Source organism: Aeromonas popoffii (assembly GCF_037818705.1).
GTDB classification, from domain to species: domain Bacteria; phylum Pseudomonadota; class Gammaproteobacteria; order Enterobacterales; family Aeromonadaceae; genus Aeromonas; species Aeromonas popoffii.
This window is the reverse complement of the sequence record NZ_CP149129.1, coordinates 3,569,223-3,594,126: the sequence shown is the minus strand read 5'-3', so window position 1 is coordinate 3,594,126 and position 24,904 is coordinate 3,569,223. Positions and strand designations below refer to the sequence as shown.

The 24,904-nt window shown below is 59.4% G+C and carries 25 protein-coding genes; 17 read left to right on the top strand and 8 right to left on the bottom strand.

Annotated elements, in window-relative coordinates; translation table 11 throughout:
• The first annotated feature begins 33 nt into the window (after nt 1–33).
• The gene (locus WJM78_RS16410; protein WP_339010590.1) at nt 34–1,287 is read left to right on the top strand and encodes a glutamate-5-semialdehyde dehydrogenase; all 1,254 of its coding nucleotides are present in this window, start codon (nt 34–36) and stop codon (nt 1,285–1,287) included.
• A gap of 156 nt (nt 1,288–1,443) precedes the next feature.
• Entirely contained in the window at nt 1,444–2,079 is a 636-nt protein-coding gene (locus tag WJM78_RS16405; protein WP_339010587.1) for a murein L,D-transpeptidase catalytic domain family protein, read from the top strand.
• A gap of 77 nt (nt 2,080–2,156) precedes the next feature.
• Here the strand turns inward: WJM78_RS16405 and WJM78_RS16400 are convergent, their stop codons facing one another.
• Nucleotides 2,157–2,585: a universal stress protein gene (locus tag WJM78_RS16400; RefSeq protein WP_042035749.1), complete on the bottom strand. Its 429-nt coding sequence runs from the start codon at nt 2,583–2,585 to the stop codon at nt 2,157–2,159.
• Between the two features lie 208 nt (nt 2,586–2,793).
• Between WJM78_RS16400 and WJM78_RS16395 the strand changes: the two genes are divergently transcribed.
• Entirely contained in the window at nt 2,794–3,540 is a 747-nt protein-coding gene (locus WJM78_RS16395) for a hypothetical protein (protein ID WP_339010585.1), read from the top strand.
• Between the two features lie 309 nt (nt 3,541–3,849).
• On the opposite strand, the gene WJM78_RS16390 is transcribed toward WJM78_RS16395, so the two are convergent.
• The gene (locus tag WJM78_RS16390) at nt 3,850–4,371 is read right to left on the bottom strand and encodes an RNA methyltransferase (protein ID WP_339010583.1); all 522 of its coding nucleotides are present in this window, start codon (nt 4,369–4,371) and stop codon (nt 3,850–3,852) included.
• Nucleotides 4,372–4,568: 197 nt separating this feature from the next.
• Between WJM78_RS16390 and WJM78_RS16385 the strand changes: the two genes are divergently transcribed.
• Nucleotides 4,569–5,660, top strand: a complete 1,092-nt coding sequence (locus WJM78_RS16385; protein ID WP_339010581.1) for a PfkB family carbohydrate kinase — start codon at nt 4,569–4,571, stop codon at nt 5,658–5,660.
• Nucleotides 5,654–6,562, top strand: a complete 909-nt coding sequence (locus WJM78_RS16380) for a pseudouridine-5'-phosphate glycosidase (RefSeq protein WP_339010579.1) — start codon at nt 5,654–5,656, stop codon at nt 6,560–6,562. Before WJM78_RS16385 ends, WJM78_RS16380 begins: the two co-directional genes overlap by 7 nt.
• A 71-nt stretch (nt 6,563–6,633) precedes the next feature.
• On the opposite strand, the gene WJM78_RS16375 is transcribed toward WJM78_RS16380, so the two are convergent.
• The gene (locus WJM78_RS16375) at nt 6,634–7,359 is read right to left on the bottom strand and encodes a carbonic anhydrase (RefSeq protein WP_042035744.1); all 726 of its coding nucleotides are present in this window, start codon (nt 7,357–7,359) and stop codon (nt 6,634–6,636) included.
• Between the two features lie 447 nt (nt 7,360–7,806).
• Here WJM78_RS16375 and WJM78_RS16370 point away from each other — a divergent pair, with 447 nt between their 5' ends.
• The 4 genes from WJM78_RS16370 (at nt 7,807) to WJM78_RS16355 (ending at nt 10,681) form a co-directional block, all read left to right on the top strand.
• Entirely contained in the window at nt 7,807–8,784 is a 978-nt protein-coding gene (locus WJM78_RS16370; RefSeq protein WP_339010576.1) for a cytochrome-c peroxidase, read from the top strand.
• Between the two features lie 249 nt (nt 8,785–9,033).
• Nucleotides 9,034–9,789 (top strand): DNA/RNA non-specific endonuclease, encoded by a 756-nt coding sequence (locus WJM78_RS16365; protein WP_042035741.1) that lies wholly within the window; start codon nt 9,034–9,036, stop codon nt 9,787–9,789.
• A 205-nt stretch (nt 9,790–9,994) separates the two neighbouring features.
• Nucleotides 9,995–10,174 carry a hypothetical protein gene (locus WJM78_RS16360; RefSeq protein WP_339015997.1) on the top strand — a complete coding sequence of 60 codons (180 nt, stop codon included), beginning with the start codon at nt 9,995–9,997 and terminating at the stop codon, nt 10,172–10,174.
• 90 nt (nt 10,175–10,264) lie between these two features.
• Nucleotides 10,265–10,681 (top strand): DUF2541 family protein, encoded by a 417-nt coding sequence (locus tag WJM78_RS16355; protein WP_042035719.1) that lies wholly within the window; start codon nt 10,265–10,267, stop codon nt 10,679–10,681.
• A gap of 38 nt (nt 10,682–10,719) precedes the next feature.
• Here WJM78_RS16355 and mog read toward each other — a convergent pair whose 3' ends face one another.
• Entirely contained in the window at nt 10,720–11,250 is a 531-nt protein-coding gene (mog, locus tag WJM78_RS16350) for a molybdopterin adenylyltransferase (protein ID WP_108536289.1), read from the bottom strand.
• Nucleotides 11,251–11,659: 409 nt separating this feature from the next.
• Between mog and WJM78_RS16345 the strand changes: the two genes are divergently transcribed.
• The 7 genes from WJM78_RS16345 to proX all read left to right on the top strand — a co-directional run bounded on the left by WJM78_RS16345 (nt 11,660) and on the right by proX (nt 17,804).
• Entirely contained in the window at nt 11,660–12,001 is a 342-nt protein-coding gene (locus WJM78_RS16345; RefSeq protein WP_108536288.1) for a DUF3135 domain-containing protein, read from the top strand.
• 232 nt (nt 12,002–12,233) lie between these two features.
• Entirely contained in the window at nt 12,234–13,031 is a 798-nt protein-coding gene (locus tag WJM78_RS16340) for a threonine/serine exporter family protein (RefSeq protein WP_108536287.1), read from the top strand.
• Nucleotides 13,028–13,495 (top strand): threonine/serine exporter family protein, encoded by a 468-nt coding sequence (locus tag WJM78_RS16335; protein WP_042035715.1) that lies wholly within the window; start codon nt 13,028–13,030, stop codon nt 13,493–13,495. The genes WJM78_RS16340 and WJM78_RS16335 overlap by 4 nt, the downstream gene beginning before the upstream one ends.
• 24 nt (nt 13,496–13,519) lie before the next feature.
• Nucleotides 13,520–14,014 carry a type 3 dihydrofolate reductase gene (gene folA / locus WJM78_RS16330; protein WP_339010570.1) on the top strand — a complete coding sequence of 165 codons (495 nt, stop codon included), beginning with the start codon at nt 13,520–13,522 and terminating at the stop codon, nt 14,012–14,014.
• Between the two features lie 492 nt (nt 14,015–14,506).
• The gene (gene proV, locus WJM78_RS16325) at nt 14,507–15,703 is read left to right on the top strand and encodes a glycine betaine/L-proline ABC transporter ATP-binding protein ProV (RefSeq protein WP_339010567.1); all 1,197 of its coding nucleotides are present in this window, start codon (nt 14,507–14,509) and stop codon (nt 15,701–15,703) included.
• Nucleotides 15,700–16,812, top strand: coding sequence for a glycine betaine/L-proline ABC transporter permease ProW (gene proW / locus WJM78_RS16320; protein ID WP_287146862.1), 1,113 nt, complete (start codon nt 15,700–15,702; stop codon nt 16,810–16,812). Before proV ends, proW begins: the two co-directional genes overlap by 4 nt.
• Nucleotides 16,809–17,804, top strand: coding sequence for a glycine betaine/L-proline ABC transporter substrate-binding protein ProX (gene proX, locus WJM78_RS16315; RefSeq protein ID WP_339010563.1), 996 nt, complete (start codon nt 16,809–16,811; stop codon nt 17,802–17,804). Before proW ends, proX begins: the two co-directional genes overlap by 4 nt.
• 126 nt (nt 17,805–17,930) lie before the next feature.
• On the opposite strand, the gene WJM78_RS16310 is transcribed toward proX, so the two are convergent.
• Genes WJM78_RS16310 through WJM78_RS16300 form a run of 3 tightly spaced genes read right to left on the bottom strand, consistent with a single transcriptional unit; the run spans nt 17,931 to nt 22,253 of the window.
• Entirely contained in the window at nt 17,931–18,749 is an 819-nt protein-coding gene (locus tag WJM78_RS16310; RefSeq protein ID WP_339010562.1) for a phosphoadenylyl-sulfate reductase, read from the bottom strand.
• On the bottom strand, nt 18,739–20,463 hold the full coding sequence (cysI, locus tag WJM78_RS16305; RefSeq protein WP_339010561.1) for an assimilatory sulfite reductase (NADPH) hemoprotein subunit: 1,725 nt from the start codon (nt 20,461–20,463) through the stop codon (nt 18,739–18,741). Before cysI ends, WJM78_RS16310 begins: the two co-directional genes overlap by 11 nt.
• Entirely contained in the window at nt 20,463–22,253 is a 1,791-nt protein-coding gene (locus WJM78_RS16300; protein ID WP_339015896.1) for an assimilatory sulfite reductase (NADPH) flavoprotein subunit, read from the bottom strand. Before WJM78_RS16300 ends, cysI begins: the two co-directional genes overlap by 1 nt.
• Nucleotides 22,254–22,443: 190 nt before the next feature.
• On the opposite strand from WJM78_RS16300, the gene WJM78_RS16295 reads away from it, so the two are divergent.
• Nucleotides 22,444–23,250: a PhzF family phenazine biosynthesis protein gene (locus tag WJM78_RS16295; RefSeq protein ID WP_212513058.1), complete on the top strand. Its 807-nt coding sequence runs from the start codon at nt 22,444–22,446 to the stop codon at nt 23,248–23,250.
• A gap of 112 nt (nt 23,251–23,362) precedes the next feature.
• Here the strand turns inward: WJM78_RS16295 and lysS are convergent, their stop codons facing one another.
• On the bottom strand, nt 23,363–24,901 hold the full coding sequence (gene lysS / locus WJM78_RS16290) for a lysine--tRNA ligase (RefSeq protein WP_339010559.1): 1,539 nt from the start codon (nt 24,899–24,901) through the stop codon (nt 23,363–23,365).
• Nucleotides 24,902–24,904 lie beyond the last annotated feature (3 nt).

Genomic DNA, 24,904 nt, shown 5'->3' with positions numbered 1-24,904 from the left:
GGGCGGCATCGGCATGAATAAAAGGGAACTGAGATGAGTCTGGAGAAAATGGGGCAGGCGGCCCGCGAAGCCGCCTATCAGCTGGCGACCATCAGCACGGCGCAGAAAAACCGGGCGCTGGCCGCCATTGCCGACGAGCTGGAGGGGCGAAGTCGCCAGATCCTGGCTGCCAACGACAAGGACATAGCGGCCGGCCGAGAGGCCGGATTGTCGGATGCCATGCTGGATCGTTTGCTGCTCAACCCGGACCGGCTGGCGGGGATAGTGGCGGATGTGCGCAAGGTGATCACCCTGGATGATCCGGTCGGTGCCGACATCGACAGCCGGGTGCTGGAGAACGGCCTGCGCCTCTCGCGTCGTCGGGTGCCGATTGGTGTCATTGGCGTCATCTACGAGGCCCGCCCCAACGTCACCATCGACATCGCCAGCCTCTGCCTCAAGACAGGCAACGCCAGCATACTGCGCGGCGGGCGCGAGACCTTCCACTCCAATCTGGAGCTGGTGCGGGTGATCCAGCGTGCGCTAGCCGCCTCCGGCCTGCCTGCCGAGGCGGTACAGTACATCGACAACCCGGATCGGGCACTGGTTGGCGAGTTGCTGCGTCTCGATCGCTACGTGGACATGATCATCCCCCGCGGCGGTGCCGGGCTGCACAAGATGTGCAAGGAGAACAGCTCCATTCCCGTCATCATTGGCGGCTTTGGCATCAGCCATGTCTTCGTGGACGAGAGCGCCGATCTGGTGCGATCTCTGGCGGTCATCGACAATGCCAAGGTGCAGCGCCCCTCCGCCTGCAATGCGCTCGATACCCTGTTGGTACATGAAAACGTGGCCGCAGCCTTGCTGCCGCAGCTGGTCAGCCTGATGAACGAGCGCAAGGTGGCCCTGGTAGCCGCCCCCAACGCTATGGCACTGGTGGCTGGCGCCGACAACCTGCGCGAGGCAGGTCTGGACGATTTTGACACCGAATGGCTGGGGCTGACCCTGGGGATCCGGCTGGTGGCGGACGTGAACGAGGCGCTGGCCCACATGCGCGAGCATAACGCCGGTCACTCGGATGCCATCCTCACTAACGACCTGAGCAATGCCGAGCGGTTCGTCAATGGCGCCGGTTCGGCCGCTGTTTACGTCAATGCCTCCACCCGCTTCACCGATGGTGGCCAGTTCGGCCTGGGTGCCGAGGTGGCGGTCTCGACCCAGATGTTGCACGCCCGTGGCCCCATGGGGTTGACCGAACTGACCAGCTACAAGTGGGTGGGATTGGCTGACTATCTGATCCGTGCCTGAGTACGTTGCCAACACCCGCTGGAATCATGCCGACTCAGGTCGGCATTTTTATGCTCTTTTCTTGCGACTCATCAGAGGCTTGCATATAACTATCCAGCAGGGTGTGGCGATACGTTACACGCTGCACTACCAACAAAAACGGGAGCAGATTCAAGGATGAAGCAAACAGATAGAATTGTGCGGCTAGGATGGCTCTGGTTGAGCTTGCCGCTGCTGCTGGGGACGCTCTGTTTCAGCACCAGCAGCCACGCCAGCTGGGATCAGGATCTCTATCGCCAGCTGGGGTTGGCAGGCAAGCTCGACCATCAGGTGTTTCGCAAGGCCATCAACAGTTATCAGAGCGTGCGCCACAAGCGCAAACCCATACTCACCATCATCGACTACAGCAAACCCTCGACCCAGCGTCGGCTGTTCGTGATCGACCTGAAGCGTCACAAACTGCTCTACCACACCTGGGTCAGCCACGGTCGCAACTCGGGCGAGCTGGCGGCCCGCCAGTTTTCCAACCAGCTCAATTCCATGCAGAGTTCCCTCGGCGTCTATCGTACCGCCGAGACCTATCAGGGCAAGCATGGCTATTCGCTGCGCCTCGATGGCTTGAGCCCGGGCAAGAACAGCAATGCCCGCAAACGTGCCATCGTGGTGCACGGAGCCGACTATGCCAGTCCGCGGCATCTGCGCAAATATGACAAGCTGGGTCGCAGCTGGGGTTGTCCCGCGCTGCCCAAGGAGCTGTCCAGGGCCATCATAGACATCATTAAGGGGGGAAGCGTCATCTATGCCCACGGCTGAGGTGCGCCTCCCACATGAGTAAGGCCAGCACGAGTGCTGGCCTTACTGTGATTTGTTGCGCGGTGACGGGCCGAGCGTTAACGCACGACCAGCACGGGGCAGGGGGCGTGACGCACCACGGACTCGGCGACGCTGCCCACCAGCAGGTGGCTGAGGCCCGAACGGCCGTGGCTGCCCATGACCACAAGATCGACCTTTTCCTCTTTCGCCTGAATGACGATCTCGTCTGCGGCGCGGCCGAAGCGCACTTCGAAGGTGGCGGGAATGGGCAGGCTGGCGACCAGCTCTTTCAGCTGGGTCTTGGCCTGGCGTTCCATCTCGTGGGTGATCTCGATGGCGGTCATGTGCAGGATCTTGTAGCTGTCGAAACCATGCAGTTGATCCACCACATGGACCAACTTGAGTTCGGCTTGATGGCTTTGGGCCATGAACACCGCATAGTCGAGCACTGACTGCGACATCTGGGAAAAATCGACGGGGCAGAGCAGGGTTTTGATGGATGACATATGAAGACTCCCCTATGGTTGGGTTACTAATGAATCTTATTTTCAATGATACCCATTAAGAGGGTTATAACCCTCGACTGGCTCTCAAAACTGGGAAAAAGAGGTGATTCAGCGCCAGATCTTCTTATGATGTGGTATGGCTTGGGTACATTCATCGCGCGGGTTGATCCGTTGGATGAAAACATCGGCACCGAGGAAATGGTTAAACATGGTTCGTCTGCTGTTTGCATTGCTGTTTCTTCTGTTTTCCCTGCCCGGTCGGGCCGATCCCCTGCATGTCTATTGCGATGACTGGCCCGGTTTCTGCCTACCGGATGGACGGGGCGTCTATCTGGATATCGTCAGGGCTATCTATCAGCCCCATGGCTATGAGGTGATCCCGCACATAGTGCCCTACAAACGGGCGCTGGCGGTGGTAGCGCAGAAGGGGGGGGATATGGCGATGGGGGTTTATCGGGATGAAGTCAGCGGCGTACGCCAGCCGGATTATCCCGCCTCGGCTGACGATCTGACCGTGCTGATGCTCAAGAAGTGGCAGCCCCAATGGCTCGGCGAGACCAGTCTGGAAGGTGAGGGGGTGCTGTGGCTGCGAGGCTGGGCCTTTGACAAGTACATCCCGGTCAACATGCGCTGGCACGAGATCGACAGCCACGACATGGCGCTGCAACTGCTGGCCAAGGAGCGCTACCGCTACTACCTGACCGCCGGTGTGCTCTACTCGGCCGACGCCATCCCTGCCAACATGCATCGTACCTTCCTGCGCTGGATCCCGACCTACCCCATCTTTGCTGATACCGAACGGGGGGGGCACCTGCAACAGGTCTGGGATCATGGCATGGTGCGGCTGATCCGGAATGGTACCCTGGCCGAGATATACCGCCGTTACCAGCTCCATGATTACTATCGAGGTTTTATCAAGGAGCTGGAACAAAGGGTTGAGCCAGACGATAACTGATGCTCTGTAGAAGGAAGAGAAGCAACGCGTTCTTTGGTCGATTGAAAGATAGAACCATCGAACACCCAGAGAGATAAGATGCAAGTGCCCCTACCATCAGCCGCTAACGGCCGCAGCGATATAGCTTCTACTGGCAGTAGTACATCTGGTGACCCCCACAGCAAAATCGGCAAAAATGAGGGAACATATAAACACGTTTACTCTGCTCGCCCGGTCCGCATGCGTTTGGCCAAGCGGTCATACAGGATCACGTTGACCGAAGCGGCCAGGTTGATGCTGCCTTGCTGTGTGGCCACATAGACCACCAGTTTACTCTGCTCGCCCGGCCCCGGCCCGCATGCGTTTGGCCAAGCGGTCATACAGGATCACGTTGACCGAAGCTGCCAGGTTCATGCAGCCTTGCGTCGGCACATAGACCACGTCCTTCACCGAGCCATATCGGGCCGGATCCAGGGTGCCATCCTCGGGGCCGAAGATATAGAAGGCCTGCTCGGGGTGCACATAATCCGGCAGCGGTGTGGCCCCCTCGATCAGATCCACCACCACGGGGACGCACCCGGCCGGGACTATCTCCATGAGATCATCGACCCCGAGCAGGGGTATCTTGTCCACCATCTGCTTGGTATCCGTGGCAAAACGGCGCGCCAGCTCGAAGCGATTGCCCGTGTAGTAGACCTCGTCAGCCCCATAGCAACCGGCTGCGCGCATCACAGCCCCCACGTTTTCCGGTGACTTGGGATTGACCAGTCCGATGCAGCAATAGCCCGGTGCCTCCTGCGTTGGTGACCGTGTATCGGCCTGCTCTGCGCAGCTATAACCTGACTCTTTCATCTTGTTCTCCTCTGTGGCGGCCGCATTATAAGCGGCAGTCGCCCGCCCGCACATGAAAAGTGGCGTGCAGATATGAGAAATCCGTTGCAGCCTGCTGCTGATTTTTTGTGCGCAAACCGACAGTTTTTGCACGCAGTGATGGTGGGAAAACGTTTTTCATAAATAATGAACAAACGTTTGCAACTGGATGTTTGTCTATGACTGAGCGTGAACAAGAGATCCTCGCCCTGCTGCGCCAGGATCCCATGATTGCCCAGCAGGAGCTGGCGGATCGCCTCGGCATCAGCCGCTCGGCGCTGGCGAGTCACATCTCCAGCCTGATGCGCCAGGGCTATGTGCAGGGGCGTGGCTATGTGCTGCGGGAAGGCCCCTACGCCGTGGTGATCGGCGGCGTCAACATGGATATCTGCGGCTGTAGTCATGACAACTTGCGTATCGGCGACTCTAACCCCGGCAAGGTGCGTACCTCCGCCGGCGGGGTGGGGCGCAACATCGCCGAGAACCTGGCGCGGCTTGGTACCGACACCCGGCTGCTGAGCGCAGTGGGCAACGATCAGTATGGTCATCACCTGCTGGAGGTGAGCCAGCGTGCCGGCGTCGACGTGCGTCAGGTGCTGGTGCTGGAGGGGCAGGCAACGTCCTGTTACCTCAGCCTGCACGATGGCAGCGGCGAGATGAGCTGCGCCGTCAACGACATGGCGATCATCGATCAACTGACACCAGCCCGGCTCACCCCGCTCACCGGTTTCCTCGGGGCGGCCCGGCTATGGGTGCTCGACACCAATCTCGCCACCCATACCCTCGATTGGCTGTTCGAGCGTCAGGGGGAGCACATCATCTTCGTCGACACCGTCTCGGTGGCCAAGGTGGAGAAGATCCGCCCCTGGCTGCACCGGATCCACACCCTCAAACCCAACCGCAGCGAGGCCGAGCAGCTGTGCGGTTTCACCATCGCCGGGCCAGATACCTGGCCCATGGCAGCGGCCTGGTTCCACCGCGCCGGGGTGCAGAGGTTATTCCTGAGCCTCGGCGATCAGGGGATTTTCTATAGCGACGGGGAGTGCCAGGGCCATCTACCTGTGCTCGGCAGCCCGGTCGTCAACGTGACCGGCGGTGGCGATGCCTTTATGGCGGGGCTGGCCTATGCCTGGTTACAGGAGAGCGACATGACCGATACCACCCGTTTCGCCCTCGGTTGCGCCGCCCTCACCGTCAATTGTTCCGATACCGTCTTTTCCGGCCTCTCCAAGGCCGCTGTTGAACGCATGCTGGAGGAGTACCCATGTTGAACGCTTACCTCGATATCCAACCTGACGTCGCTGCGGCCCTGGCCGCCGGCAAACCTGTCGTTGCCCTAGAGTCCACCATCATCTCCCACGGCATGCCTTATCCCCAGAACATGGAGACGGCGCGCCAGGTAGAGCAGGTGGTGCGCGACAACGGCGCCGTGCCGGCCACCATTGCCATCCTGGATGGCCGCCTCAAAGTGGGGCTGGATGCGGGGGCGCTGGAGGCGCTGGGTCGGGCCGGTCATGCCGCCACCAAGTGCAGCCGTCGTGACATCCCCTTCGTGCTGGCGAACAAGGGGCTGGGCGCGACCACGGTCGCTTCCACCATGATCATCGCCGCCATGGCCGGCATTCGGGTGTTTGCCACCGGCGGCATCGGCGGCGTGCATCGCGGTGCCCAGGAGACCTTCGACATCTCGGCTGATCTGCAGGAGTTTGCCCAGACGCCGGTGGCCGTGGTCTGCGCCGGCGCCAAGTCGATCCTCGACATCGGTCTGACGCTGGAGTATCTGGAGACCCAGGGTGTGCCCGTTATCGGCTATCAGACTGATGAGCTGCCCGCCTTCTACACCCGCGAGAGCGGCTTCAAGGTGGATTACCGGTTGGAGAGTCCGGCAGCGATCGCCGAGGCGCTGCGCCTCAAGTGGGAGCTGGGACTGGCCGGTGGCGCCGTGGTCACCAACCCGATCCCGACCCAGTTTGCCATGCCCAAGGCCGACATAGACGCCGCGATCAAACAGGCGCTGCGCGAAGCGGACGAGCAGGGGGTCAAGGGCAAGGCGTCCACCCCCTTCCTGCTGGCCCGGGTGTGCGAGCTGACCGGCGGTAATTCGCTGGCAGCCAACATCCAGCTGGTGCTGAACAACGCCGCGCTGGGGGCGCGCATCGCCGCCAGTCTGTAAATAAAGTCCATGAACGAAAATGGGTTCAATCGACCCTCTTTTCGTTGCAACTCAGCCATGGCATCCGCCGATCACTGCAACACCAGCCGACCATGCAGCGGCTGTACGGGTCTGTTGTTGGGGTGGTGCATCACCGCCTTGAAGGCATCGATCTGGGCCTGGCTCACCTGCACCGGTTGCTTCATCACCAGCCAGCGCACCCCTTCCGAGCAGGGCGGGGTGGTCAGCGAACCGCTGAAGCGGTAGTAATCACGCTTGGTGGGCAGCAGCTGATCCGCCGATAGCGGCGTTGCCAGCGATCGGCTGTCGCCCGCCTTCGCCGGCAACGGCTGCCAGGCCTGGTTCAGCGCCGGGTTGGCGTGGCCCGGCACGAACATCACGGCCACCACCGCCAGCTCCCCCTTGGCATTGGCGTGCACCAGGTGCCCCTCCAGCGGGTAGGATTTGCCTTTGATGAGGTTTTCACTGGGGGCGTGGAAGTGGAACTGCTTGAGCTCGAAGGCCATGCCGTCGAGCTGCAGTGTGCTGCCCGGGGCATAGCTGACCTGTATTGTGTGGCCGGTGTTGGTGACGCTCTGGCCGCCCGCCCGGTAGTGAAACTGCAGCGGGGCCAGCTTGGCCTCTACCAGATCATCGAGGTTGATTGGCGACTGGTTGCTGCCCGCACACTGGCCAAATTCGGGAGTCAGCTTGGCCCATTGTGCCGGGCCGGCCTCGCCACTGTATTCCCAGTGCACGGTGGCGGCAAAGGCGGTGGGACACAGCAACAGGGCACCGGCCAATAGGGACTTTCTCATCATACATCCTTATTTTGCTTGAAAAGCACAGCCATCCGTTTCTTTGGTAAGTGAAGAAACAACAGATGGCATTATCTGAAATGCGAGAGACGGAGTGTCAGACCAGATTGTTTGTTATTAACAGCCGTATTTCTGATCATATTTATGATGTATTTAATATGAATCTATTCAGCAGTCAGCCACGCCTGCATATTGAACAATCGCTTTATTCAATAACAGCAATCTAATTAATTGGCTGTCATCGCAGATGAATTAGCTCATAATTTACTCATCAAAAATCAGCTCTTTTTTGCCTCGCAAGTCCCCGTTACTGGTTCGCCTAAAATATATTAATCGATTGTTTTTAATGTGGTTTTTTGGGTCTCATTTGATCTTGAACAAATAATAATCAGGCTTTCCCGGTCAGGCTGATGCTGCAGTTATGCACAGTCACAAGGGAGAGAGAAAATGAATAAATATTGTCTTTTGCTGGCGCTGGGTCTGCCCGGGATGGGGTGGGCGACCGAACCGGTACAACCGGTAGAGGTACCCAAGGTGGCATCGCCGGAAAAAGTCGAGCTGGGCAAGATGCTGTTCTTCGAGCCGCGGCTCTCCAAATCCAATGCCATCTCCTGCAACTCCTGCCATAACCTGGCGACCGGCGGGGTGGACAACCAGGTCAGCTCCCTTGGCCACAAGTGGAAGGAGGGGCCGATCAACTCGCCCACCGTGCTCAACGCCAGCCTCAACTTCGTGCAGTTTTGGGACGGTCGCGCCAAGGATCTGCAGACGCAGGCGGCGGGCCCCATCGAGAATCCGCTGGAGATGGCCTTCAGCCACAAGCTGGCGGTCGAGACATTGCACACCCTGCCCGAATATCGCACCCGTTTCGGCGCCGTTTACGGCAAGGCGGACTTCGGCATTGATGAGGTCACAGACGCCATCGCCGCCTTCGAAGAGACCCTGGTTACCCCCAACGCGCCGTTCGATCGCTGGTTGAAGGGAGACGGCAAGGCGCTGACGGCACAGCAGTTGAAGGGCTATCAGCTGTTCAAGGAGAAGGGCTGTACCGCCTGCCACAACGGCGTGGCCATCGGTGGCAACTCCTATCAGAAGATGGGGCTGGTCAAGCCGTTCAAGACCGACAATCCGGCCCAGGGGCGCGGTGGCGTGACGGGCGAGAAGCAGTTCATCGGCTGGTTCAAGGTGCCGACCCTGCGCAACATAGAGCTGACCTACCCTTACTTCCACGACGGGTCTGTGTGGGATTTGAAGGAGGCGGTGCGGATAATGGCCGATATCCAGCTGGGCCAGGCGCTGAGCGAGCAGGAGGCCGACGACATGACAGCCTACCTCAAGAGCCTGACCGGTGAGCAGCCGCAGATAGTGCTGCCGCTCCTGCCGCCCTCTCAACCTGATACTCCCAGGCCTCAGGTCAAGAGCTGAACGGGTCGTGGGTCTGAATTCAAGCGGGGCTGAGGTCCCGCTTTTTCATGGCTCTATCTATCTGATAACAAAGCCAAAGTGTGGTAATCAGCATAATGGCAAGGGGATGACAATCCCCCAGCTGGCGACGGGGATTTCACCGATTTGCAGCCCTCTTCACAATTTCAACACGCTCATAATCTGTTCGATTGCCTAACTCATCCGACCTGGTGTCAAATCACTCCGCCTAATACAAGGAGTGGCATAATAATGAATAATATCAATAAATTAGTTCTGGCTATCGGATTCACTCTCACCACCTTCCCGACCCTGGCGGCGGGCTTCCAGTGCAAGGACCACGTCAAGCTCGGGGTCCCCAGCCAATCCAGTCAGCTGTTGTGTCGGGACGGTTACGCCGCAGGTTACAACTATGACACCAAGGTCTCTGACTGGGTCTCCTATCGGATGACGGCGACCAGCGCCCAGGGGCCGGTACCGCGCAAGGACGCCTTCGCCGAAGACAGGGAGGTGCCGGTGCAGTACCGCGCCACCCTGGCGGACTACAAGGGCTCGGGTTATGACCGCGGCCATCAGGCCCCCGCGGCGGACATGCGCTCCACCGCCACCACCATGAAGCAGAGCTTCCTGCTGACCAACATGACTCCGCAGTTGCCGGCGCTCAATCAGGGGGCCTGGCGCATTCTGGAGGAGAAGACCCGCCAGTGGGCCATTGCCTATCAGGATGTTCAGGTGATCACAGGCCCCATCTTCACCAACTCCGATGGCGCTATCGGCAACGGTGTGACTGTGCCCCACGCCTACTATCGGGTGGTGATGGACGTGGCCAACCAGAAGGCGATCGCCTTTGTCCTGCCGCAGCAGAACGTGTCGGCCAGCCGGCTTGCGGATTACATAGTGACTGTGGATGCGGTAGAGGAGCTGACAGGGCTCGATTTCTTCGCCGAGCTGCCGGATGAGCAGGAAGAGGCCATGGAATCCCGGCTGATGGCCATGTGGAGCAATTGATCCACCCCTATGACAACAGGGGCCTGGACCCCTGCTGTCAGTCGTTCAGATCGTCACCGATTTTCTTGACGGTATCCCGGGTACCGTGACCGATTTCGCGGGTCACGTTGCGGGTGATATCCCCTACGGTTTTGCCCGCGTCTTTGATGACGGACATCGCCGGCTATGTCACGTGCCAGGTCATCTCCATCAACAGGGGCATGGCATGACGCTGATGTGGTCGGATCCAGATGCGGTGGCTAATGCAGCCCAACAAGGAATGGCGGTATGGTATGAAGCGGTAAGAGTAACCGGCATGACCGCGCTGGTGGTGGACTATCTGATGTCCAACAACTTCGCCTTTGGCGGCATCAACACCTCCCTCATCTTCAAGCGCTGGTCCTGAAGCCGCGCACCTTGCCTGCTGGCAGGGCGCCGGTACAGCCTGGGTTTAGCCTTGATGAATTAATATGCCTCCCATTTTTCGGGAGGCATAATGTCTGTTCCATCTGCTGTTTTCTCTGCTCAACTCCGCCTGCGCCCAGGTTTCAATGCGCTCTTGCTGTCCACCCTTTTATTGGCGCTGCCTGCACCGGCCATGGCCGATGATGAATTTCGGCTGGGCAACACCATGCTGCTCGGTGTCGGTGACCACCCGGCCATTATTCCCATCATCGTTTGCCGACCGGCCAAGTCCATCATGGTCAAGGCAGGACGGGAATTGACCCTGGACAGGGTCAAGGTGTTTTACGGCAATGATCGCAGCAAGACTCTTAATTTCGACAAGGATCTGAAAGAGGATCAGGAATCGGGGTGGAAATCTCTCGGTAGCCGGCTCTGCATCAAGCGGATCGAGGTCTATGGCAATTCGGAGGGGAGTAAGGCCGGGGTCAAGGTATATGGTCGCAAGTAAATATGGACGGGGGTTCACATCCCCCGCCCACTCAGGGCTTATTTCTTGGGTCTAAACGGCTTGATGACGGCTTCATCGCATTCGAGATAGGGCCCCTCCATCAGATCGATACAGTAGGGGATGGCGGGGAAGACCGCATCCAGGCACTCGCGGATGGATTTGGGCTTGCCCGGCAGGTTGACGATGAGGGAGCCGCCGCGCAGGCCTGCAGTCTGGCGCGACAAAATGGCAGTCGGCACGAACTTGAGGGATTCGGCCCGCATCAGCTCGCCAAAGCCTGGCATCATGCGATCGCACACCGCTTCTGTGGCCTCAGGGGTTACATCCCGTTTGGCCGGACCTGTGCCGCCCGTGGTGACGATGAGGCAGCACTGTTCCTGGTCTGCCAGCCGGATCAGGGTCGTTTCGATCTGATCCTGTTCATCCGGGATCACCTGATAGAGGGGTTCCCACGCCGAGGTCAAATATGCGTTCAGCGTGTCTATGATGGCCTTGCCGGAGAGGTCTTCGTAGATGCCTGCACTGGCGCGATCGCTGACGGTGACGATGCCGATTCTTGCCTTGCTCATGGTCTGCCCTTGGTTACCTAGAATAAGTAGCAAATAAAATAACATAATCAGTGAGATATGTTAAACGAGGTCAGGTGTTGGCGAGGGTGGGGCATAGCATCGAGTGCCGAATGAAAAGCTTTCTTGCCGATGCCCTTTCAATAAGACATAAGACTTGGGTATCGCCAGCCTAAAATGTATAAACGAAAAAAATAGCCGTATTGATGAATAATTGGTTGATCCATAACGAATAAGAAAATAACTCCCCGATTGTTGATCCTGCTTTGGCGCAGTCAGCCTCGAAAGGTTGTGGTATGGATTGAACCAGGAGGGCAATCGTCTTATATAACTCATTATACGGTTGGTTGAATATTGTACTGATCGTTGTTGTTTGAGTATCACCATACAGCGGCTGACCGCAGGAGGGCATATGGAATTGCCTGATTTTGATACCTTGAGGAGACTGGCTGTGACGGAGCCGGAACGACTCGATGAGTTGCTGCACCAGCAAATAGAGGGGTTGATCGACCGGGTCAGTCCGGAGCAGCAGCAGCGATTGCGCGGCCTGCAGTTTCGTATCGACTGTCAGCGTCAATTGGCCAAGAACAATCTGGATAGCTGCATTCGTATTGCGAGCATGATGCACTCCTCCTTTTATTCCATGCGCAGTCAGATGATCCAGCTCAATGCCAATCTCTATGCTGACCAGCCCCCCGTCTACAGAGAAAATAATGTGGTTTCTTTCTTCGATTATTATCGCAAGAAGAAATAAACATCCCCTTGATAGCATTCTTATTATTATTCTGCGTTATATATCTGTCATCGGGTGAGGTTAGTTTACTGACGTTAATTTATCTGAGGTGATTTGTAATCTATTTGATGTGTTTTCGTGGCATTCGCTGTTTTATTAAAAATTGATTATTGCCGTGATCGGTGTGGATGTATGGCGCCGACAGTTAGGCTAATATGGCGATCTTTTAATTTTGCCACGACTCGCAGGGATTATGAGCAGTATCACTCCAAGACGGGTGCTGTCGCAGGAGCAGCAGACAGAGATCACCCGTATCATCGTCAAGGTGGGCCAGATGCTGGCCCAGTTCGGGGCCGAGAGTCGCATCATAGAGCAGACCACGGTCCGGCTTGGCATGGCGCTGGGGCTGGAGAGCGTCGAGATGGCTATCTCCTCCAGTGCCATCGTGCTCACCAGCCTCTATCAGGGCAGTTGCGTCACCACCACCCGCCGGGTACGGGAGCACGGCATCAACATGCAGGTGGTGTGCGAGATCCAGCGCATCTGCATCATGGCGGAGAAGGAGCTGATCGGTGCGCGCGAGGTGCGTCAGCGGCTCGACGGCATAGTGCCGTTTCATTACCACCCCTGGCTGGTGGTGCCCATGGTGGGGCTCTCCTGCGGCGCCTTCAGCCTGCTGTTTGGCGGCGACTGGCCCATCTTCCTGGTGACCTGCCTCTCCTCCGCCGTGGCGATGCGAGTGCGCCAGCTGATCGCCCGTCATCACCACAGCCCGCTTATCAACTTTGCCGCGACCGGCTTCATCGCCACCCTGCTCTCCTCCAGTGCCAACTTCTTCAACTGGGGGGCCCAGCCCTATCTCGCCATGGCCGCCAGCGTGCTCTTGCTGGTGCCGGGCTTCCCGCTCATCAATGCGGTTTCCGACATGGTGAAGGGTTACTTCAACATGGGGCTGGCACGCTGGGGCACGGCGACCCTGCTCACCATCAGCGCCGCCATTGGTATCATCCTGGCTATGTCGGTCACCGGGATCTGGGGGTGGAAGGTATGATGGATCTTGTCTGGTTGCTGGCCAAGGATGCCTTCTGGTCCTCCATTCCGGCGGTAGGGTTTGCCATGCTGTTCAACGTGCCGCCACGCATGTTGAAGTACTGCGCCATGGGCGGTGCCCTGGCCCACAGCCTGCGGACCCTGCTCATTCATTACGGTATGCCCATCGAGTGGGCGACACTGACGGCGGCGACCACGGTCGGTTTTGTCTGTGTCTATTGGTCCCGTCGGCTGCTGGCGCCGCGCCCCGTGTTTAGCGTTGCCTCCATCATCCCAATGATCCCGGGCAGCTATGCGTTCAAGGCGATGATCGCCGTGGTCGAGCTCAACATCTCCGGGGTGACCATGGACCTTATCCAGAGCGCGGTGGAGAACGGCCTCAAGGCGTTGTTTATCGTGGGTGCCCTCAGTTTCGGTTTGGCGATCCCCTCCCTGGTCGTGTACCGTAACCGGCCCATTATTTGACAGACGGTGTGAGAGGCTGACCCCATGAAGATTTCCATGATTGCCGCCATGGCCCACGACAGGGTGATTGGCCTGGATAACCAGATGCCCTGGCACCTGCCGGCAGATCTGGCCCACTTCAAGCGGGTGACTCTGGGCAAACCGGTGTTGATGGGGCGCAAGACCTTCGAATCCATAGGTCGGCCGCTGCCCGGACGGCGCAATCTGGTGATCAGCCACAACCCCGATTACCAGGCCGACGGGGTCGAAGTGGTCGATTCGGTGGAGGCCGCGCTGGCGCTGCTGGCCGATGGTCAGACGGTAGACGAGCTGATGGTGATAGGTGGCGGTCATCTCTATGGTCAGCTGCTGCCACGGGCCGACAGCCTCTATCTGACCCGCATCGATCTGGCGGTGACAGGGGATACCCGTTTCCCCGCCTTCGAGGAGGACGAGTGGCATTGCGTTGAGCGAGAACCCCATGAGCCCGACGAGAAGAACCCCCATCACTACAGTTTCGAAACCTGGCAACGGCGCTGAACCGTATTGAATAACTGTTGAAGCCGAAAAGCCCCTTGTGCTGCACTGGGGGCTTTTTTCTTGCCACAAAGGGCGGGTCCGGCAGGCAAGGCCTTCGCCATGGCTGCGCTCAACCGCTCCCCTGTATCCCCTCGTTTTTCGCCTGCATATCATTAGGGTTGTAATGATTTTTTCCAGCCCTGCTGCCTGTTCAGGATCCTGCCTGGCGGCATCCCCCTGATCTGCCTGGTTTCCTCCTCCTATTAGCCTGTCAAAACACCACAATAATTAGTTATCTAATCAAATTAACCATGCTGGTATGGCCCATGCTTGTCGATTTATGGCTTTTTATTGTCAAAAATAAATCATTAAAATCAATTGTTTATGTTTTCATTGTTTTGTGTGGACTCCTATGGTTCTTTTGTTTTTCATGTAAATTGCTTAGTGTAGAAAGTAATTGGTTCGCGTTCGGCAGGTTAATTACCAAGATGTCGACCATGAAAAAAGGACAGTATGACAGTCAAACTCGAAGTGAAATCACTCTATAAAATCTTCGGAGAACAGCCGGAAAAGGCGTTCAAATTGCTGGCGAAAGGGCACGACCGCGCCAGCATTCTGCAGAAGACCGGGCAGACACTGGGTGTGCATGGGGTCGATCTGGCCATCCACGAGGGGGAGATCTTCGTGGTGATGGGCTTGTCCGGTTCGGGAAAATCCACCCTGGTACGCCTCTTCAACCGGTTGATTGAACCGACCCGTGGTCAGGTGCTGATCGACGGTGAGGACATCGCCGCCATTTCAGATAGTGAGCTGCGCCAGGTGCGGCGCAAGAAGATCAGCATGGTGTTCCAATCCTTCGCCCTCATGCCCCATCTGACCGTGCTGGAAAATGCCGCCTTCGGTTTGGAGCTTGCTGGCGTGCCGCTTCTCGAACGCCAGGAAAGTGCCCGCCAGGCACTCAATCAGGTGGGTCTGGGTCAGTGGGTGGACGCCTTTCCCGATGCCCTCTCAGGTGGCATGAAGCAAAGGGTCGGTCTGGCCCGTGCGCTGGCCAATAACCCCGATATCCTGCTGATGGATGAGGCCTTCTCTGCGCTGGATCCGCTGATCCGCACCGAGATGCAGGATGAGCTGCTCAAGCTGCAGGCCAGCCATCAACGCACCATCGTCTTCATCTCGCACGATCTGGACGAGGCGATGCGTATCGGCGATCGCATCGCCATCATGCAGGATGGTCAGGTGATCCAGGTCGGCACCCCCGACGAGATCCTGAGTCAGCCCGCCAACGACTATGTTCGCGCCTTCTTTCGCGGTGTGGATCTGGCCAATGTGTTCAGTGCCCGCGATATCGTCAGTCGCAAGCAGATGCCGCTTATCAAGAAGCACACCACGGACGGGCCGGGCAATGCCCTGCGTCAACTTAAGGATCAGGAGCGGGAGTTCGGTTATGTGGTGGATCGCAGCCGCCGCTTCCTCGGGGTCGTCTCGGTCGAGTCGCTCGGTCAGGCGGTGAAAAACAAAGGAAGCCTGGAGCAAGCCTTGCTGGCCGATATTCAGCCCATCCAGGCCGATACCTCTCTCAATGAACTCATCAGTCAGGTGGCCTCAGCGCCCTGTCAGGTGCCTGTGGTTGAGGAAGATGGCACCTATCTGGGGCTCATCTCCAAGGCCAACTTGCTGAACACCCTGGACAGGAGTACCCCGGTATGAATATCAAACCCTTTCATCATCTGCTGACCGGCTTGCTGGCGCTGTTGTTCTTGGCGAGTGCCCCCATCCGGGCCAATGAGGCGCAGGCCGATCCCTGGGGCAATACCGAAACCCAGGCCGCCGACTGGCAGAGCCAGATTGAAGCGGCGGATACAGCCACGGCTGTCGACTGGCTTGATCCCTTCCAGCAGGCGCTGGTACCGCTGGATATTTGGGTGGAGAGCGGCATTGGTTGGCTGGTCCATAACTTGCGCCCCCTGTTCCAGCTGATCCGGGCACCGGTAGAGGTCACCCTCAACGCCATGACCCATCTGCTGCAGACGGTGCCATCCACCCTGATGATAGGGATGCTGACCCTGATCGCCTGGCAGCTGGTTAATGGTCGCATGGCGCTGGGTACCCTGCTTTCTCTCGTCGGGATAGGCCTCATCGGTGCCTGGTCCGATGCCATGGTGACCCTGTCGCTGGTGTTGACCTCGCTCTTCTTCTGCATCCTGATTGGCTTGCCGGTCGGCATTTTGCTGGCCCGTAGCGAGCGCTTGTCTGCCTGGACCCGGCCGCTGCTGGATGCCATGCAGACAACCCCGGCCTTCGTCTATCTCATCCCCATCGTCATGCTGTTCGGCATCGGCAACGTACCCGGCGTCGTGGTGACCGTCATCTTCGCCCTGCCGCCGATGATCCGGCTGACCATGCTGGGGATCCGACAGGTGCCGGCAGATCTGGTAGAGGCGGCCCACTCCTTTGGCGCCAGCCCCTCCCAGCTGTTGTTCAAGGTGCAGTTGCCGCTTGCCATGCCCACCATCATGGCCGGGGTCAACCAGACCCTGATGCTGGCGCTCTCCATGGTGGTGATCGCCTCCATGATCGCGGTCGGTGGTCTGGGCCAGATGGTACTGCGCGGCATAGGCCGACTCGACATGGGGCTCGCTTCCATCGGTGGCCTCGGCATAGTGCTGCTGGCCATCGTGCTCGACCGTCTGACCCAGGCAATGGGACAGCGGGATCGCAGCCACACAGGCCGCTGGTATCAACATGGCCCCGTGGCCCTGCTGATGCGCCTGCGTGGCAGCAGTAAAGCAATTGATTACAAAGGAGTAAATGCATGAGGTTCATCACGAAAACCCTGAGCACTCTGGTGCTGAACGCCCTGTTGCTGAGTTCTGTCGCCATGGCCAGCACCGAACTGCCGGGGGAGGGGATCCGCGTTCAACCCTTGCAGAGCTCCCTGCCGGAAGAGACTTTTCAGACCCTGCTGGTCAGCAAGCTGATGGGTCGCCTCGGCTATGACGTACAGACGGTGCAGGAGGTAGATTACAACGTGGCCTACGCCTCGGTGGCACAGGGCGATGGTACCTTCCTGGCCTTTAACTGGATCCCGTTGCACAACCACAAGTACGAACAGGCTGGCGGCGACAAGGTGTTCTTCCGCCAGGGGACCTATGCATCGGGCGCCGCTCAGGGCTATCTCATCGACAAGCAGACGGCCACCCGGCATGGCATCACCAACCTGGGTCAGCTCAAGGAGCCCAAGCTGGCGGCGCTGTTTGACGGCGATGGTGACGGCAAGGCTGATCTGGTGGGCTGCAACCCGGGCTGGGGCTGTGAAGAGGCCATCAACCATCATCTGGACGAGTTCGGCCTGACGCCGACCGTCACCCACAAGCAGGGCAACTACGCGGCCCTGATCGCCGATACACGGGCCCGTTACCAGAGTGGCAAGCCGGTGCTCTACTACACCTGGATCCCCTACTGGCTGAGCAGTGAGCTGGTGCCGGGGCGGGACGTGGTGTGGCTGGAAGTGCCTGCCGATGCCAAGGATGCAGCGCAGACTCGCCTGCCCAACGGCAAAAACTACGGCTTTACCGTGAATTCCATGCACATAGTGGCCAACAAGGCGTTCACCGAGGCCAACCCGGCGGCGGCCAAGTTGTTCAGTATCATCAAGCTGCCGCTGAACGACATCAACATCCAGAACGGGCTGATGAACAAAGGTCAGAACAAACCGGCGGATGTAGAGCGTCACGCCGAGGCCTGGCTCAAGGGGCATGAGGCGCTGGTCAACGACTGGTTGACCCAGGCGCGCGCCGCCGTGCAATAAGCGGATGGCGTGGCTGCACGCAGGGCGCTATGCCCTGCGCACGTTAGCCGCTGCACCTCAGCAATAAAAACGCCCAGAACTTGCCGGGCGTTTTTTTATTGTCAGGATCTGGCCTTGCCAGCGGGCTCAGATGCCGGAGCCACCCTGCTCGCCATGCTCTTTGCCACCCTCCTCGTGCAGGCCGCACTCGCGCTTGAGGCCGAAGAAGCGGGTCTGCTCCTCGCTCATGCCGGGCTCCCACTTGGTGGTGGTGTGGACATCGCCGACCGACAGATAACCCTGCTCCCACAGCGGGTGATAGGGGAGGTCGAACTCCTTGAAGTAGTAGAAGACATCCTTGTTGCTCCAGTCGATCACCGGCAGGAACTTGAAGCGGCCACGCTGGATGGCCAGCACTGGCAACGTGCCCCGGCTGCCGGACTGCTCCCGGCGCAAGCCGGAGAACCAGGTCTGGGCCCCCAGCTCGTTCAGGGCGCGGTCCATCGGCTCCACCTTGTTGAGCTGGTTGTAGCGGGTGATCCCCTCCACGCCCTGCTCCCACAAGAGACCAAATCGCGCCTCCTGCCAGGCCGGTGACAACGCGGCCTTGTATATCTTCAGGTTGAGCGCGAGGCGCTCGGTCAGCTCATCGATAAAGCGGTAGGTCTCCGGGAAGAGATAACCGGTATCGGTCAGCACCACCGGCACGTCGGCCCGCTCGCGGCTCACCAGATGCAGCATGAGCGCTGCCTGAATGCCGAAACTGGAAGAGAGCAGATGCTCACCCGGCAGATTGGCCAGTGCCCAGCGCACCCGCTCGGGGGCACTCATGGCATCCAGCGCCCGGTTGAGGGGCGCCAGCGCCTCGGTCTGCTCGTCCCGGTTCAGGGTGAGCAGGGCGGAGAGGTCGAGCCTGCCATCAGCGGTCAGTGTCAGCCGCCCGCCATCAGTCAGTTCAGGCTGCATAGAAGTCCCTCGCGGAATCGATAACGGGCGCCACCACCCCGACCCGGATCACGAAGTCGCCGAAGCACTCGCCCTGATTGCGCTCGTTGGCCCAGCGGCCGATCAGCACGTCGAGCTCGGCCAGGATCTGCGGCTCTGTGATGTTCTCCTGATAGAGGCGCGGAATGCGGGTGCCCTCCAGGTTGCCGCCCAGATGGAGGTTGTAGCGGCCGGGCGCCTTGCCCACCAGACCCACTTCCGCCAGCATGGCGCGGCCGCAGCCGTTGGGGCAGCCAGTGACACGGAAGATGATGGCGTCATTCGACAGTTCGTGCTTGGCCAGCAGCCCTTCGATGTCGGTGACAAAGGCGGGCAGCATGCGCTCCGCTTCTGCCATCGCCAGCGGGCAGGTGGGCAGGGCCACACAGGCCATGGACTGCTTGCGCTGCTCGCTGACGCCGTCATCCAGCAGGCCATACTGGCGCGCCAGCCCTTCGATGCGGGCCTTCTCGCTGGCGGGCACCCCGGCAATGATCAGGTTCTGGTTGGCGGTCAGGCGAAAATCGCCCTGATGCACTTTGGCGATTTCCAGCATGCCGGTCTTGAGCGGCTTGCCGGGGAAGTCCAGCAGGCGTCCATTCTCGATAAACAGGGTCAGGTGGTGCTTGCCATCTATCCCTTCAACCCAGCCGAAGCGATCGCCACGGCTGGTGAACTCATAGGGGCGACTCTCGGCGAAGGGGATACCTGCGCGGCTCTCCACCTCGGCCTTGAAGGCTTCGACGCCGACGCGCTCGAGGGTGTACTTGGTTTTGGCGTTCTTGCGGTTGACCCGGTTACCCCAGTCGCGCTGGGTGCTGACCACGGCGGCCGCTACCTCCAATACGTGGGAGAGGGGAATAAAGCCAAAGTCACTCGCCTTGCGCGGGTAGGTGCTGGTGTCGCCGTGGGTCATGGCCAGCCCACCTCCCACCAGCACGTTAAAGCCCACCAGCTTGCCACCTTCGGCAATCGCCACGAAGTTAAGATCGTTGGCGTGGATATCCACGTCGTTGTGAGGCGGGATCACCACTGTGGTCTTGAATTTGCGCGGCAGGTAGTTGGAGCCCAGGATAGGCTCCTCGTCCTGCCCCAGTTTTTCACCGTCCAGCCAGATCTCCACGTAGGCGCGGGTCTTGGGCAGCAGGTGCTCGGAGATCTTCTTGGCCCACTCGTAGGCCTCCTGATGCAGCTCGGACTCCACCGGATTGCTGGTGCAGAGTACGTTGCGGTTCACGTCGCCGGCTGTGGCTATGCTGTCGATGCCGGTGCTGTTGAGGGTCTGGTGCATCAGCTTGATGTCGCGCTTGAGCACCCCGTGAAACTGGAAGGTCTGACGGGTGGTCAGGCGAATGCTGCCGTACAGGCTGTGCTCTTCGGCGAACTTGTCGATGATCTGCCACTGGGCCGGGGTGATGATCCCCCCCGGCAGGCGGGCACGCAGCATGACGTTGTGCAGCGGCTCCAGCTTCTGGGCGGCACGCTCGGGGCGAATGTCTCTGTCATCTTGCTGGTACATGCCGTGGAAGCGGATCAGCTGGAAGTTGTCGCCGTTGAAGCCACCGGTGAGCGGGTCTTGCAGATCCTGCTCTATGGTACCGCGCAGAAAGTTGCTCTCGCGCTTGAGACGTTCGTTGTCAGCCAGCGGTCCCTCCACTGGCCCCGCTTTCTGTTCCGAGATTGTTTGCTTGCTCATCAATAGACATCCCTTTGATAACGTTTGGCACGACGCAATTCGCTCAAATACTCTTCTGCTTCCTCACGGCTCTTGTGACCGTGTTCGGCAATCACATCCAGCAGGGCCTCCTGCACATCCTTGGCCATCTTGTTGGCGTCACCACACACATAGAAGTGAGCGCCTGCTTCCAGCCACTGATAGAGCTCCTGGCCCGCTTCGCGCAGGCGGTCCTGCACATAAATTTTGTTGGCCTGATCCCGGCTGAAGGCCAGCGAGATCTTCGACAGCAGGCCCGATTTCACATAACGCTGCCACTCCACCTGATAGAGGAAATCCTGGGTAAAGTGGGGGTTGCCGAAGAAGAGCCAGTTCTTGCCTTCCGCTCCCTGGGCTTCCCGCTCCTGCATAAAGGCGCGGAACGGGGCTATTCCGGTGCCCGGGCCCACCATGATGACAGGGGTGTCGGGATTGGCGGGCAGGCGGAAGTTGTCGTTGTGCTCCACAAACACCCGCACCTCGCCATCCTCAATCAGCCGATCCGCCAGATAGGAAGAAGCGGCGCCAGAGCGCACGGTGCCATCTTCTTGCGGGTAACGCACCACCCCGACGGTCAGGTGCACCTCCTCTTCCACCTCGCTCTGGGCGGAGGCGATGGAGTAGAGGCGCGGGGTGAGGGGGCGCAGCAGGCCAACCAGCTGCTCGGCAGTGAGGGCGGTCGGGAAGCGTTTCAGCACATCCACCACTTGGGCAGAGGCAACCAGTGCATTGACCTGGGCCTTGTCGCCCGCCAGATCTTTCAGCGCCGCGTTGTCCGATATGTCAGCGAGCCCTGTGATAAAGCCGCCGTGCAGCCGGGTTAGTTCGAAGTGACCTAACAGTGCGGCGCGCAAGGTGCCATGGGCAGTGTCTTCATCGCCAGAAAGGCCAGCCAGGGCCAGCACTTCGCCCACCAGATCGGCGTCGTTGTCGAACCAGATGCCGAGGGCATCCCCCGGCTGATAGACGAGTCCGGAGGACTCGAGGCTGATCTCGATATGGCGGATATCCTTGGTGGAATCCCGGCCTGTGATCTTCTGATTGACCGACAGGCGGGCAGGGAAGGGGTTCTCCTTGCTGTGCTGGCTCAGGCCTACCGCCTGCTGCACCGCGCTTGCCACCTTGCTGCTGGCTGCGCCGGTGGTGAGCGTCGCGGCAATGGCGTTGAGTGCCTGCTCGCCCCAACTCTTGGCCGCATCCTGATAATCCACATCGAGGCTCGCGAGCTCATGAATCCGCTCGGCCCCAGCGGTGGCGAGGAAGTTGTCGAAATCGTTGCCGGTCTGGCAGAAAAATTCGTAGGAGCTGTCACCCAGCCCCAGCACGGCGAACTTGAGCCCGTCCAGTTTGCCAATCTTGCCTTTTTTAAGCTGCTCGAACAGATCGACGGCGCTCTCCGGCGGTTCACCCTCCCCGTAAGTGCTCACTACTACCAGCAGGTGGCTCTCTTTCTTGAGCTGCTTGGGTTTGTAGTCGGCCATCGACGCGAGGGTGACGGGTAGGCCACGGGCTTCGGCCTGCGCCTTGATGGCAGTGGCGACACCCTTGGCGTTGCCTGTCTGGGATCCATAGAGAATGGTCAGACTGCCGCCGGGCGCCGCCAGCGTACCGCTGGCCGCCACAGGCTGGCTGCCGGATTGGGAGAGACCGTAGAGATAGCCGCTCACCCAGACCAGTTGCTGGGTATTGAGGGTCGAGAGCGCCTGGTTCAACTGACGTTGTTGTTCATCAGAGAGGGGGGCTAGGTTGGTCAGAGAATCCTTCAATTGCATCACACACGTCTTCCATGGTCTGATTTTTGGTCAGATTAAAGGGCGTGTTCAATAACAACAAAGAATAAAAATGTCTTCTTTATTCTATTAATGCATTAAAAGGGGTTGGGGCACGCTTGCGCCCGCAGCAAAAGAGGATCGTGGTATAAAGGGCGTTAAATGAGTGCTACTTGATAACACAGGAAGTGCAATGTCGAATATTAGATTGTTTCATGTCAATGCCTTCAGCCAGCAGCCCTTTGGTGGCAATCCTGCGGTGGTCGTACTGGGACCCGCCCTGCCGGATGCCAGCCAGCTGGCGATGGCGGCCGAGTTCAACCTCTCCGAGACTGCCTTTCTGGTGCAACTTGGCCGGGCCCATTACCAGTTGCGCTGGTTCACGCCGACAGTCGAGGTTGATCTCTGCGGTCATGGCACCTTGGCAGCTGCCCATGTGTTGTGGCAGACAGGGGCAGTAGCCGCACACGAGACGATCCGCTTCGAGACCCGCAGTGGTGAGCTGCTGGCCCGGCGCGAAGGGGAGTGGATTTGGCTCGATTTTCCGCGTATCGCGTTGACGCCACTGACGCTGGATCCCGCCTATGCTGCCGCGATCGGTTGCCAACCACGACAGACCCTGGCGGCCGGGGCCAAGTTCTTGCTAGAGCTGGCAAGTGAAGAGGAGATCCGCACTCTTTCGCCTGATTTCCATGCCCTGCGTGCCCTGCCGGGACGGGGGCTGATCGTCACCGCCCCGTCGAGCCGGGCGGATGATGATTTTGTCTCCCGCTATTTTGCCCCTTGGGTGGGCGTCGATGAGGATCCGGTTACTGGTTCCAACCACTGCGCTCTCATGCCCTTCTGGGCTGAACGGCTCGGCAGGCAGCAGTTGCGGGCCCGTCAGGTCTCGTCCAGAGGCGGTGATCTCAGGCTGGAGCTCCGGGGCGAGCGGGTATTGATGGCGGGTCAGGGGTTGACCCTGTGGCAGGGGGAGTGGTTGCTGCCACCTACTCCATGAGGTGCCAGCGTGTGCCACTCTCGTGGGCTCGCTACCTTCGCCATAAAAAACGCCCCGCAGTTGCGGGGCGTTTCATTGCCATCGAGGCGCAGGTCATGCCTGCGTACCGGGCTTATTTTTGCTGCGGGCGCAAGGCCGGGAACAGGATGACGTCGCGAATGGTGTGGCTGTTGGTGAACAGCATGACCAGACGGTCGATACCGATACCCTGACCGGCAGTCGGCGGCAGGCCGTGTTCCAGTGCAGTCACGAAGTCGGCGTCATAGAACATGGCTTCGTCGTCGCCCGCTTCTTTCTGATCAACCTGATCCTGGAAGCGTTTGGCTTGGTCTTCCGCATCGTTCAGCTCGGAGAAGCCGTTGGCCAGCTCGCGGCCACCGATGAAGAACTCGAAGCGGTCGGTGACGTCCGGGTTCACGTCGTTGCGGCGGGCCAGCGGAGAGACAGCTGCCGGGTACTCGGTGATGAAGGTCGGCTGCAGCAGCATGTGCTCCACTGTCTCTTCGAAGATCGCGGTGATCACGTGACCCAGCTCCCAACCTTTCATCAGCTCGATGTGCAGACGCTTGGCAACGGCCTTGGCGCTCTCCAGGGTAGTGAGGTCTTCCCGAGTCACGCCCTCGGCGTACTTCAGGATGGAGTCCACCATGGTGAGGCGCTGGAACGGCTGACCGAAATCGATGGTCAGACCCTCTTCGCCCTCTTTGGCGTAACGGATCTGGGTGTCGCCCAGAATGTCCTGCGCCAGGGTGCGCAGCAACTCTTCGGTCAGGTCCATCAGATCGATGTAGTCGGCATAGGCCATGTAGAACTCGATCATGGTGAACTCGGGGTTGTGACGCACCGAGATACCTTCGTTACGGAAGTTGCGGTTGATCTCGTAAACACGCTCGAAGCCACCGACCACCAGACGCTTCAGGTAGAGCTCGGGTGCAATACGCAGGTACATGTCGATGTTCAGCGCATTGTGGTGAGTGACGAACGGACGCGCGGAGGCGCCACCCGGGATGACCTGCATCATGGGGGTTTCCACTTCCATGAACTGCTTGTCGTTGAAGAACTTGCGGATGCCGGCAACCACCTTGGTGCGGATCATGAAGGTCTTGCGGGACTCTTCATTGGCGATCAGATCCAGGTAACGCTGGCGGCAGCGCGCTTCCTGGTCGGTCAGGCCCTTGTGCTTCTCGGGCAACGGACGCAGTGCCTTGGTCAGCAGACGTATGGTGGAGACGTGTACCGAGAGCTCACCGGTCTGGGTCTTGAACAGGGTGCCTTCGACACCGACGATGTCACCCAGATCCCACTTCTTGAACTGCTCGTTGTAGAAACCTTCCGGCAGGTCGTCACGGGTGACGTAGACCTGGATTTTGCCGGCCATGTCCAGCAGGGTAGCGAAGGACGCCTTGCCCATGATCCGGCGGGTCATGATGCGACCGGCAATCTTCACCTGTTTACCCAAGGCCACCAGCTCTTCGGCGCTCTTGTCGCCAAACTCGGCGTGCAGATCGCCGGAGAGGCTGTCACGACGGAAGTCGTTGGGGAAGGGGTTGCCCTGGGCGCGCAAGGCGGCCAGCTTGGAACGACGCTCCGTCATCTCGTTGTTCAGTTCGAGAGAGTGGTCTACTTCCGGAGTTGTAGTTTGTTCAGACATGGT

What these genes read in the sequence shown, in the direction of transcription:
- WJM78_RS16390 (WP_339010583.1), bottom strand. Translation starts at nt 4,371, where the DNA reads ATGAAAGAGTCAGGTTATAGCTGCGCAGAGCAGGCCGATACACGGTCA.
- proV (WP_339010567.1), top strand. Translation starts at nt 14,507, where the DNA reads ATGACAGTCAAACTCGAAGTGAAATCACTCTATAAAATCTTCGGAGAA.
- WJM78_RS16385 (WP_339010581.1), top strand. Translation starts at nt 4,569, where the DNA reads ATGACTGAGCGTGAACAAGAGATCCTCGCCCTGCTGCGCCAGGATCCC.
- WJM78_RS16295 (WP_212513058.1), top strand. Translation starts at nt 22,444, where the DNA reads ATGTCGAATATTAGATTGTTTCATGTCAATGCCTTCAGCCAGCAGCCC.
- WJM78_RS16310 (WP_339010562.1), bottom strand. Translation starts at nt 18,749, where the DNA reads ATGCAGCCTGAACTGACTGATGGCGGGCGGCTGACACTGACCGCTGAT.
- WJM78_RS16395 (WP_339010585.1), top strand. Translation starts at nt 2,794, where the DNA reads ATGGTTCGTCTGCTGTTTGCATTGCTGTTTCTTCTGTTTTCCCTGCCC.
- WJM78_RS16360 (WP_339015997.1), top strand. Translation starts at nt 9,995, where the DNA reads ATGACGCTGATGTGGTCGGATCCAGATGCGGTGGCTAATGCAGCCCAA.
- WJM78_RS16410 (WP_339010590.1), top strand. Translation starts at nt 34, where the DNA reads ATGAGTCTGGAGAAAATGGGGCAGGCGGCCCGCGAAGCCGCCTATCAG.
- mog (WP_108536289.1), bottom strand. Translation starts at nt 11,250, where the DNA reads ATGAGCAAGGCAAGAATCGGCATCGTCACCGTCAGCGATCGCGCCAGT.
- WJM78_RS16365 (WP_042035741.1), top strand. Translation starts at nt 9,034, where the DNA reads ATGAATAATATCAATAAATTAGTTCTGGCTATCGGATTCACTCTCACC.
- WJM78_RS16335 (WP_042035715.1), top strand. Translation starts at nt 13,028, where the DNA reads ATGATGGATCTTGTCTGGTTGCTGGCCAAGGATGCCTTCTGGTCCTCC.
- WJM78_RS16345 (WP_108536288.1), top strand. Translation starts at nt 11,660, where the DNA reads ATGGAATTGCCTGATTTTGATACCTTGAGGAGACTGGCTGTGACGGAG.
- proW (WP_287146862.1), top strand. Translation starts at nt 15,700, where the DNA reads ATGAATATCAAACCCTTTCATCATCTGCTGACCGGCTTGCTGGCGCTG.
- WJM78_RS16355 (WP_042035719.1), top strand. Translation starts at nt 10,265, where the DNA reads ATGTCTGTTCCATCTGCTGTTTTCTCTGCTCAACTCCGCCTGCGCCCA.
- WJM78_RS16375 (WP_042035744.1), bottom strand. Translation starts at nt 7,359, where the DNA reads ATGAGAAAGTCCCTATTGGCCGGTGCCCTGTTGCTGTGTCCCACCGCC.
- WJM78_RS16300 (WP_339015896.1), bottom strand. Translation starts at nt 22,253, where the DNA reads ATGCAATTGAAGGATTCTCTGACCAACCTAGCCCCCCTCTCTGATGAA.
- WJM78_RS16340 (WP_108536287.1), top strand. Translation starts at nt 12,234, where the DNA reads ATGAGCAGTATCACTCCAAGACGGGTGCTGTCGCAGGAGCAGCAGACA.
- WJM78_RS16405 (WP_339010587.1), top strand. Translation starts at nt 1,444, where the DNA reads ATGAAGCAAACAGATAGAATTGTGCGGCTAGGATGGCTCTGGTTGAGC.
- folA (WP_339010570.1), top strand. Translation starts at nt 13,520, where the DNA reads ATGAAGATTTCCATGATTGCCGCCATGGCCCACGACAGGGTGATTGGC.
- WJM78_RS16380 (WP_339010579.1), top strand. Translation starts at nt 5,654, where the DNA reads ATGTTGAACGCTTACCTCGATATCCAACCTGACGTCGCTGCGGCCCTG.
- proX (WP_339010563.1), top strand. Translation starts at nt 16,809, where the DNA reads ATGAGGTTCATCACGAAAACCCTGAGCACTCTGGTGCTGAACGCCCTG.
- lysS (WP_339010559.1), bottom strand. Translation starts at nt 24,901, where the DNA reads ATGTCTGAACAAACTACAACTCCGGAAGTAGACCACTCTCTCGAACTG.
- WJM78_RS16370 (WP_339010576.1), top strand. Translation starts at nt 7,807, where the DNA reads ATGAATAAATATTGTCTTTTGCTGGCGCTGGGTCTGCCCGGGATGGGG.
- WJM78_RS16400 (WP_042035749.1), bottom strand. Translation starts at nt 2,585, where the DNA reads ATGTCATCCATCAAAACCCTGCTCTGCCCCGTCGATTTTTCCCAGATG.
- cysI (WP_339010561.1), bottom strand. Translation starts at nt 20,463, where the DNA reads ATGAGCAAGCAAACAATCTCGGAACAGAAAGCGGGGCCAGTGGAGGGA.